Origin of the sequence: Rossellomorea aquimaris (assembly GCF_001877785.1) — a bacterium.
Classification (GTDB): Bacteria; Bacillota; Bacilli; order Bacillales; family Bacillaceae_B; genus Rossellomorea; species Rossellomorea aquimaris_A.
This window is the reverse complement of sequence record NZ_MINN01000031.1, coordinates 1-403: the sequence shown is the minus strand read 5'-3', so window position 1 is coordinate 403 and position 403 is coordinate 1. Positions and strand designations below refer to the sequence as shown.

At 42.2% G+C, this 403-nt stretch carries 1 pseudogene; it reads right to left on the bottom strand.

The features are described 5' to 3' along the window. Positions 1 to 152: 152 nt before the first annotated feature. Positions 153 to 403: pseudogene (locus tag BHE18_RS01120) on the bottom strand (isochorismate synthase); the annotation flags it as partial.

The following is a 403-nucleotide window of genomic DNA, read 5'->3' as shown; positions in this document are numbered from 1 at the left end:
GTCTGCTGTTCGAATTGTTGCTATGTCTTGCTGCTTGTTAGAGTTTAGCGTGATACGTGTGACATCAAGTACTGCTAAAACCATGACCGTTATGTTGTTTCATGAGTAGTACACAATATTGTGTTGTTTCATCTTGTTCTTGTTTTTTTTTTTTATACTTGCGCTGCGTGAATCAGCCGGTCACGTTCTTTCCGAAGTGCTTCAAAATCTGCAAAACTATTTGGTGCCTTCGTGATCAGGTGGACACTAACATAAGCCTGCTCGCCTTTAATAATCAGCTGAAAAGTCGGGACGGCAAAATAAGCCTGAGGGAAATTTCTCCACTCGCTCGGCTGGTCATTTAAAGGATCAAATGAAAAGCCACCAAATAACACTGGCTGAACGGCTGTCTCTTCATTCACCA